Source organism: Microcoleus sp. S28C3, assembly GCF_036700785.1.
Lineage (GTDB): Bacteria > Cyanobacteriota > Cyanobacteriia > Cyanobacteriales > Microcoleaceae > Microcoleus > Microcoleus asticus.
In genome coordinates, this window is the sequence record NZ_JAUBPO010000177.1 from 1 (window position 1) to 9,051 (window position 9,051).

The following is a 9,051-nucleotide window of genomic DNA, read 5'->3' on the forward strand; positions in this document are numbered from 1 at the left end:
GAATCTCTCTCTAAATTCACCATAATTTCTACTCAGCTCCTTCTGAGTAAATTTGTGCTTAGTCTAAACTCCAGTACCGATCAGCAGAGCCGCGGGAAAGTAACTTAGAGCTTCACTAATTGCCAACGTACCGTTACTTTCTACCGCCTGATTTGTAATCGCATCTTTCCAAACCGACGGCATTTCCTCGGACAATTTCAAATTAGTATCTTTCCAGACTTCTTTACCGAGCGGCATTTCTTCCGGTTTGACAATTCCCGCCAAAAACCGGGGAGCAATGACAATAACGGTAGTATCTTCAAAGCTTCTGGCAAAGGCAACAACATTATCTTTAAACGTGCCAACTGCTTGCAGCGGCAGATAGTCGCCTGATTGAAAAACTTGCAAGTATTTTTTTCTCGCTTCTAGCGCTCTTGCCGTCAAAAACAACTTAATTCTAGCGTCTTCTCGCGTCGCAATCAAATCTTCAACCAGTTGCAAAATATCCGTCTGAGCTTGCTCTTTAATTTCCCGCAAAACCTCGATCCTGCGCTCAAAATCAACGGGACGGCGGTTATCGGGATCGACGTGGCTTAAATCCCAGAATTCCGTCCCTTGATAAATGTCGGGAACGCCCGGAGCTGTTATTTTCAGCAGCGTTTGAGATAAAGAATTGAAAATTCCGTAAAGAGCTACTTTTTTCCAGAAAGGTGTAAATTTATGGAGAAACTGATTTTGTTCCGAAGGTTCGAGAACGCTATCGACAAAGGTCATAAAACCAGTTTCGTAGTCGTTATCCGGTCTCAGCCAAGCCGTATAAACTTTGGCTTCGCGGACAGCTTTAATGACATAATCTTTCAGGCGATCGACATAATCAGTGTTTTCAATTCCCTCAAACGGAAAACTGCCTAGCAGAGTTTGGTACAGGAAGTATTCGTCATTAGTATCGGGAACCATTCGATTCACAAAGTTGACTTTCTTAGAAGAGTTTACCTCTCTCCAAGACCTGACTTGCTGTTCCCATTCATCGGGAATTTCTGACAAAACGTTTATTCTGGCTCGCACATCTTCGCCGCGTTTGGTATCGTGGGTAGCTGTAGCATTCATTTTGTGCGGCCAAGCGGCTTGCTGCTGTTGGTTGAACTCGTGAAAATCTACTAGCGGAACGCCGAACTGACTGGGGTTTCCTCCGACTTCGTTGAGGGATAAAAGCCGATAGTAGACGTATAAAAGCGTGTCTTCAACGCCTTTTGCCATCAAAGGTCCTGTCAACTGCTGGAGTTTCATGACAAAGTGCCGGCGCTGCTCTTTTTGTTCGGTTGTTAGGGTTTCTTCTTCTTCCAGCAAGAGCACTGTTTCGATAAATTTAAGTTCCTTGAGGAGTCGCGGTACTTGTTCTTTGGCATGGGCGATCGCATATTTTACGTAAGTGCGATCGGACTCTCTCAAACCGTCTTGATTGATGTAAGTTCGGTAGACTGGAAAAATTGTTAAAACAGCCGCCAGTGCTTTTTCCAAACCGGGACGAGTAAAGTCGTTTCCCTGTCTGGATTGACCGGATATATTCTTCAATAATTGAGCTAGATTGTCTACATCTCCAGCTAAATTTTTCTCAACAATCAGTCCTTTTTTATCTAAAAACAACTGTTCGTAGGGAACATTCAAGCGAGTAAATCTCTGATATATTTCGCTAAATTGCTGTTCGCGATCGCACCGACAAAAAACGCCGTTTACGTAGTTCAAAAAGTCGTAGCCGCTCGTTCCCTCAATTGGCCAATATGAAGGCAAATCTTCTTCGTGTTCCAGAATCTTTTCAACAGTGATGTAAGTGTCTCCGGTTCTCTCCCGGAGGCGTTTCAAATATTCTGTGGGGTCGTACAGTCCGTCGATATGGTCGATTCTCAGTCCGGTAAACTTTCCCTCTTCAACTAGGTCGAAGATCAAAGCGTGGTTTTTGTGAAAAACTTTAATCTCTTCAACTTTTACCGAAATCAGTTCGTTGACTGTAAAAAACCTTCGGTAGTTAATTTCTTCGGCCCCCACTTTCCAGAAAGCCAGACGGTAAAACTGCTCGGAAAGCAAATCGTCCAGCAAATTAAAACTTTCGGCATTCCCCTTTTCTCCGTTAAAAACTTTGATATTTTCATCTATAAATTCCTGCACCATGGGATTTTGATTGTAGAGTTCCCACAGCAGTCCTTTGACAAAAGCTATCTGATCGTATCTGGCTTTACCTTTAGTTTCTGAAGGTGTATTTTTAATCAAATAAAGAATTCCCAAAAACTTGATAAAATCTGGATGGCGTCTGCCTAATTCCCTGGCTAAATGCCCCAAGTTATGACTGATAAATTTAGCATAAGATTCAATTTTTACTGGCAATTGTAAGCTATAATAATTGATAGTCAGCCCAAGTTCGCTGTATTTGAGTTGAATCTCGCCATTTTCCAGACACTCTCCATAAAAATTCCCCAGCAACGGAGCCAGCACTCGACCTCTGAGATGTTCGTAAGCGTGATTCCATTCAATATCGAAGTAATCGAAATAGTCGGAATCCGGCCCGTGTTCCAATACGTCTAACAGCAGCAAGTTTTGAGTGTCGTAAGCCATGTGGTTCGGGACAATATCTTGCAGCCATCCCATGTTCCGTTTTTTGATTTCGTATGTGAGCGCTTCAAAGTTTTCTGACGTTCCCAATTCGGGATTGACCTGATTGGAGTCAACGACATCGTATCCGTGACTGCTGCCTTTTCTGGCTTTAAATATCGGTGAAGCGTAAATGTCGGTAATTCCTAATTCTTCCAGATAGCTAAGAATTTGTTTGGCGGCTTCAAAGTTAAAACCTGCATGAAATTGAATCCGATAAGTTGTTGTGGGAATTCTCATCTTAATTTTACTCCTAATTAGTTAGTTGGTGGGATTTGTTGTGTTAAATTAGAAAGAGTAGTTTGGGTGGAGAACGAACTCTCCGTTTCACTCCGCCCAAGGTCATTAACTGGAGATTTTAGTGAGATTTGATATTTAAAATTTGAGATTTTTGCTCCCATCTAAAATCTCAAATCGCCCATCTAAAATCAGTTTTTGGGTTGGGCGGAGCGAACCCTACGCTTCGCTCCGCCCAACCTACTATTTCTGTATTATTTCGTAGAGTGCGAAACTCTGGGGTTTAACAGTCAATTCTTGCTGTGAATTTATCTTTTCAGGTAAGCTAGAACCTGAACCCATCCATTTTTCATCAGCAGAGTCTAAAATTTTGTTCCAGTTGCCTTGGGGCAGTGCAGCCGTAAAAGCTACCTCTTGCCTGTTGAAGTTTAGAATGCAGAATATCTGGCTGTCATCTGTCCAGCGACGTAGAAATAAGATTTTTTCCGCTTCAATGCTGGACACTTCTAGACTGTTTTTGTCTAGTTTTTTAAGGGCCGGTATTGTCCGTCGCAGTTGAATCAAATGTTGGTGCCATTCCCAAAGGATTTTGTGTTTGCCTTCGGTTTGTTTTTCCCAGTTTAACTTACACTTATTGAAAGTCTCAGGACTCTGGGGGTCATTAAACTCGCCTCGGCCTTCAAAGATTTTAAATTCTTGTTGTTTGTCTTTGCGGACAGCTTCAATTAAGTTTTCGTCTGAGTGGGAAATGAAGTAAAAAAACGGTGCGTCTTCTCCGTATTCTTCTCCCATAAAGAAGAAGGGAATGTAGGGAGAAATTAAGACTGTGCCGGCTGCAAGTTTCAATCCTTCCAAGTCAACTATTTTGGATAGTCTGTCTCCCAAAATGCGGTTGCCGATTTGGTCGTGGGTTTGGGCAAACACCAGAAATTTATGACCCGGTTCATCCTTAACAGAATTGCCGTGTCTCCGCTTTCTGTGGGGGGCGTACTGACCGGAGTAAACAAAGCTTTCTTTGAAGGATTTTTCTAAGTGTTCGCACTTGCCGAAATCTTGGTAGTATCGGTCGTTTTCTCCGGTGAGCAAGGCGTGCAATGCGTGGTGGAAATCATCGCACCATTGGGCGTCTAATCCGAAGCCCCCCAGTTCTTTGGGACGTACAGTGCGGACATCGTTTAAGTCGCTTTCGGCTATTAAGTAAAGTTGCCGTCCTAATTCTTGGGAAATATCGGCTGTGGCATCGGATAGTTCTTGTAAGAAAGGTCTTGCACCTACTTCAAATATTGCTTGAATTGCATCTAATCTCAGGGCATCGATGTGATAGTCTCGAAACCAGTATAGAGCGTTTTCAATAAAGTAGTTACGCACGCCGTCGCTGTAGGCGTCGTCGAAGTTGAGGGGGTCTCCCCAAATCGAGCCGTATTTTGAGGTAAAGTAGGGGCCGAAGTCCCTGAGATAATTTCCTTCGGGGCCGAGGTGGTTGTAAACTACATCTAGAATTACTGAAATACCGTGTTCGTGGCAGGCGTTGACGAGTTTTTTGAAGCCTTCGGGGCCGCCGTAGGAGTTTTGGACGGCGTAGGGATATACGCCGTCGTATCCCCAGTTTCGCTCGCCGGGAAATTGGGATACTGGCATTATTTCGATGGCGTTGATTCCCAATTCTTTAAGTTGTTTGAGTTGGGGAATTATTGCTTCAAATGTTCCGGTTTGGGTGAATGTGCCGACGTGCAGTTCGTAGATAATCATTTCGGCTAGCGGCACGCCTTGCCAATTTGGATCGGTCCAAGTAAAAACGTTTTGATCTATTACTTGCGACGGGGCGTGTACGCCTTGGGGTTGATATTTTGATGCTGGGTCTGGTCGGTCGGTTTTTCCTTCAATTTGGTAGGTGTAAAGGGTTCCTGGTTCAATGTCTGTAGCTGTGGTTTGCCAATAACCTTCTGCAGATTGTTGCATGGGTATCAGGCGTTTTTTTGGGGAAACTATTTGGACTGCTATTTGTTTGATGGTGGGCGCCCAAACGGTAAATTCACATTGGTTGTTGCCGAGGTAATTTGCTCCTATCTTCACTTTTAGTTGTTCTCCTTATAAAATAGGTTAGTGGTTCGATCGCCCGACGCGCTATCAAATGCTTGGCCCTTAACGTTCAGCGCCTGTTTAGAAGGTAATATTACTTAATATAACAAACAACTAACTTGAGACAGAGCCATCAAGGGTTAGAATTGTGTATTAGGCAAAAGTAGCTGTTGGTTATGTCTAAATTAGAGCATGAATCTGCACGGGGGCGATCGCCAAATTAGCGACCTGCAATGGTTAATATTTCTGGTTGATATCATGTCAAAAATCTACCTAAAGGTAGGTCAAAAATCAGCGCGAGTGTGGATTTTATGGTTATGGCTTTTGGACGGGAAATTTGCTGCAATCTCGACTCGGCGGAGTCTCGGGAGTGGTTGGTCACAAACGGGATCGGCGGTTATGCTAGCGGGACGATCGCGAATCTCCTCACCCGCCGCTATCACGGCTTGCTGGTAGCCGCCCTCAAACCCCCGCTGGGACGCACTTTGATGCTCGCCAAGCTGGACGAGACGGCTGTGTATAACGATCGCCCCTATCCGCTTTATACAAACCGCTGGGCCGACGGTACGATCGGACCTCACGGCTACAAATATGTCGAAAGCTTTCACCTCGAAGGTACGACGCCAGTTTGGAGGTTTGCTCTCGCTGACGCTATCCTAGAAAAGCGGATTTGGATGCAGCAAAGTGCTAACACAACATATATTCAATACCGCTTGCACCGCGCCTCAAAACCGATCGCCCTCGCTGTCAAAGCCCTAATCAACTATCGCGACTACCACCACACGACGAGCGCCGGCGACTGGCAGATGAGCCTAGAAACCTTGGAAAGCGGGGTTTGCGTGACGGCATTTCCCAAGTCTGCACCCCTGTACCTGCTGACGGATGCCGAACCAGAGGCACAATTTCGCGTCTCTACGCCCTTATACAATTGGTACTACGGATTTGACTTGGCAGCAGAAAAGCGGCGCGGATTGGACTGCTGCGAGGATCACTTGCACGCGGCGACTTTTCACATGACGATCGCACCGGGAAGTTCTCTGACATTGATAGCCAGCACCGAGAAAAATCCAGAACTCAACGGCGGTAAAGCTTTAGAAGTGCGCCACACTTATGACCAACAACTGCTGCACAACTGGTCCAAAGTGAGCGAATCTCCCGACTGGATCAATACCTTAGTGCTCGCCGCCGACCAATTTATCGTCAGCCGCCCGCTAGCGGAGGAACCCCAAGGCAAAACGATCATCGCCGGATATCCCTGGTTCAGCGACTACGGGCGCGACACGACGATCGCCCTGCCCGGTCTCACAATCTGTACCGGGCGATGGGAAATTGCGCGCTCGATTTTGCGGACATTTGCGCGGTATGTCGATCGGGGGATGCTGCCGAACCGCTTCCCGGATGCGGGCGGCGCACCGGAATACAACACCGCAGACGCCACGCTGTGGTACTTTGAGGCAATTCGCGCTTATATCGATGCCACGGGGGACGAGGAGCTTTTGAGCGAACTCTGGCCGACCTTATGTGAGATAGTTGATTGGCACGTACAGGGAACTCGGTATAACATCCGCCTCGATCCCGATGACGGTTTAATCTACGCGGGCGAGAAGGGTGTGCAACTGACTTGGATGGACGCGAAAATCGGCGATTGGGTGGTGACGCCTCGGATTGGTAAGCCGATCGAACTCAGTGCGCTTTGGTACAATGCTATACAAGCTATGGCAAGTTTTGCTCGAAAACTGGGCAAGCCTCACAATGAATACGAGCAATTGGGCGATCGAACGGCCGCCGGATTCCCTCGCTTCTGGAACGCCTCAACCGGTTACTGTTACGACGTTCTCGACGGCCCGGACGGAGACGATAGCTCCCTGCGGCCCAACCAGATATTCGCCGTATCCCTGCCCCTAAACTCGATTTCTCCTCACTCCGCCAACTCCTTGTCAGCGGGGATGCGCCAGGAAACCCGCTATACACCGTTACTGACGCCCATCCAGCGTCGCGGCGTTGTGGACGGCTGCGCTCAACAGCTTCTGACTTCTGTCGGCCTCCGCAGCCTCTCCCCGCAGCACCCGCAGTATCGCGGCGCATACGGAGGCGACCAATTGCAGCGCGACAGCGCCTACCACCAGGGTACAGCTTGGGGCTGGCTGATTGGCCCGTTTGTCTTGGCGCACTTGCACGTATACAAAGATCCAGCACAAGCGAGCGAATTCCTCGAACCTATGGCACATCATATAAGAGCCAGCGGAGTTGGCAGTCTGAGCGAAATTTTTGAGGGCGACGCCCCCCACTCGCCCCGAGGCTGCACGGCTCAAGCTTGGACTGTGGCTGAGGTGCTGCGTGCTTGGTTGGCAATTAATACTGTGGGTGTTTAAATGGGGAATGTTATGTTTGGTGGAAAAAGAGATTTATGGCATTATTATTAGCGGGCGATATTGGCGGAACTAAGACTATTTTGCGCTTGGTGGAAAGGACTGTTAAGGGTGAAATGAATGCTCTTTACGAGTTTCGCTATCCGAGCGGGGAGTTCCCTGATTTAGTACCGATGGTGCAGCATTTTTTGACGGAAGCTGCTATTAAGTTAAATTTTGCACCTGAACCTGAAAAAGCTTGTTTTGCGATCGCAGGGCCAGTGGTTAACAACACTGCAAAACTGACTAATTTGCCTTGGAGGCTGGATGCGAAGCGTCTGGAACAAGAATTAGGAATATCCCGCGTCAGTTTAATTAATGATTTTGTTGCGGTTGGCTACGGCGTATGGGGTTTAGACGAGCGAGATTTGCACATTTTGCAAGTAGGAAAACCCCGCCAACACGATCCAATTGCTGTTATTGGTGCGGGGACTGGTTTGGGAAATTGTTTTGCAATTCCCGAGGCAAATGGTATCAGGGTTTTTTCTTCGGAAGGGGGACACGGTGACTTTTCTCCTCGTTCGGAGTTGGAGTTTCAATTGCTGAAATATTTGTTAGCAAAACACGACATTCAAAGAATATCTATCGAGCGTGTAGTTTCGGGACAAGGGATTGTTTCTATTTACCAGTTTTTGCGGGACAGAAAGTTGGCTCCTGAATCGCCGGAGGTAGGGGAAGTTATCAAAAAATGGGAGTCAGAAATCGGTAAAAGCGAGAAGAGTGTCGATCCGGGGGCGACAATTGCACAGGCGGCACTCAAAAAGTGCGATCGGCTTTCCGAACAAACAATGCAAATGTTTGTAGAAGCTTACGGTGCGGTGGCGGGAAATCTGGCTGTCACACTTTTACCTTACGGCGGTTTGTACATAGCCGGCGGCATCGCTGCTAAGATTTTGCCGCTGATTATAGAAGGGGGTTTTATGCGAGCTTTTACGCACAAAGGCCGGATGGATTCGCTGTTAGAAATGATGCCGGTTCGATTGGTTTTGAATGATAATGTAGGGTTAATTGGAGCCGCAGTTTGTGCGGCCGGTCTTTAGGAGATTTCAAATATTTGGGGCGGGCTAGAAGCCCACCCCACAAGAATTTTTGTGGCACAGGCATCTTGCCTGTGAAATCCTTGTGGCACAGGCATCTTGCCTGTGAAATCCTTGTGGCACAGGCATCTTGCCTGTGACGGGCTAGAATATCCCACCCCACAAGAAATTCAGAAAAAGCTAAACTTCATACATTTGCCAGAAAAAAGGATATTCCTCTGGAGTCACTGAAAGACCAGCTTTGACAGGATTTTGCCTAATATATTCCCAAAAAACCTGAAATTCTCGTTCATCTCTGACAATGTGGTCATGTCGCTCATCCTGCCAGACAGTACCAATATGCTTCATCACCTTGGGAATTTGTTTAGAACTGTAGCTTTTCATACTGTGCAGAATGCTGCTGAGCGACCAGAATTTATTATCCGACTTTTCTAAAGGCTGCATGAGCATATGCACATGATCGGGCATTACAACTAAGCAAAATATTTGATACCTTTGCCTATCAAAAAACTTGCAAGCATTGAGGACAACTTGCCTCGCAGCCGGAGTTAATTCCAGCTTTTCCCAAGTATTAAAAGTGATGAAATAGACCTGGGGGGGTGACAACCCGCCTGAAACTCATAGTTAGTAAGGATTGAGCCAACTTGTGGTAAAAAAAGATAGGCAGC

At 46.7% G+C, this 9,051-nt stretch carries 5 protein-coding genes; 2 read left to right on the plus strand and 3 right to left on the minus strand.

The features are described from left to right. Nucleotides 1-63: 63 nt before the first annotated feature. Both treY and treZ read right to left on the minus strand, forming a co-directional pair. Nucleotides 64-2,862, minus strand: coding sequence for a malto-oligosyltrehalose synthase (gene treY / locus QUA13_RS30380; RefSeq protein WP_333204541.1), 2,799 nt, complete (start codon nt 2,860-2,862; stop codon nt 64-66). Between the two features lie 240 nt (nt 2,863-3,102). Then, on the minus strand, nt 3,103-4,932 hold the full coding sequence (gene treZ / locus QUA13_RS30385; protein WP_333204543.1) for a malto-oligosyltrehalose trehalohydrolase: 1,830 nt from the start codon (nt 4,930-4,932) through the stop codon (nt 3,103-3,105). Nucleotides 4,933-5,249: 317 nt separating this feature from the next. Here treZ and QUA13_RS30390 point away from each other — a divergent pair, with 317 nt between their 5' ends. Continuing rightward, the gene (locus tag QUA13_RS30390) at nt 5,250-7,310 is read left to right on the plus strand and encodes an amylo-alpha-1,6-glucosidase (RefSeq protein ID WP_333204545.1); all 2,061 of its coding nucleotides are present in this window, start codon (nt 5,250-5,252) and stop codon (nt 7,308-7,310) included. A gap of 35 nt (nt 7,311-7,345) precedes the next feature. After that, nucleotides 7,346-8,386, plus strand: coding sequence for a glucokinase (locus tag QUA13_RS30395; RefSeq protein ID WP_333204548.1), 1,041 nt, complete (start codon nt 7,346-7,348; stop codon nt 8,384-8,386). A gap of 177 nt (nt 8,387-8,563) precedes the next feature. Here QUA13_RS30395 and QUA13_RS30400 read toward each other — a convergent pair whose 3' ends face one another. After that, nucleotides 8,564-8,989, minus strand: coding sequence for an REP-associated tyrosine transposase (locus tag QUA13_RS30400; protein ID WP_333204550.1), 426 nt, complete (start codon nt 8,987-8,989; stop codon nt 8,564-8,566). Between the last annotated feature and the right edge of the window lie 62 nt (nt 8,990-9,051).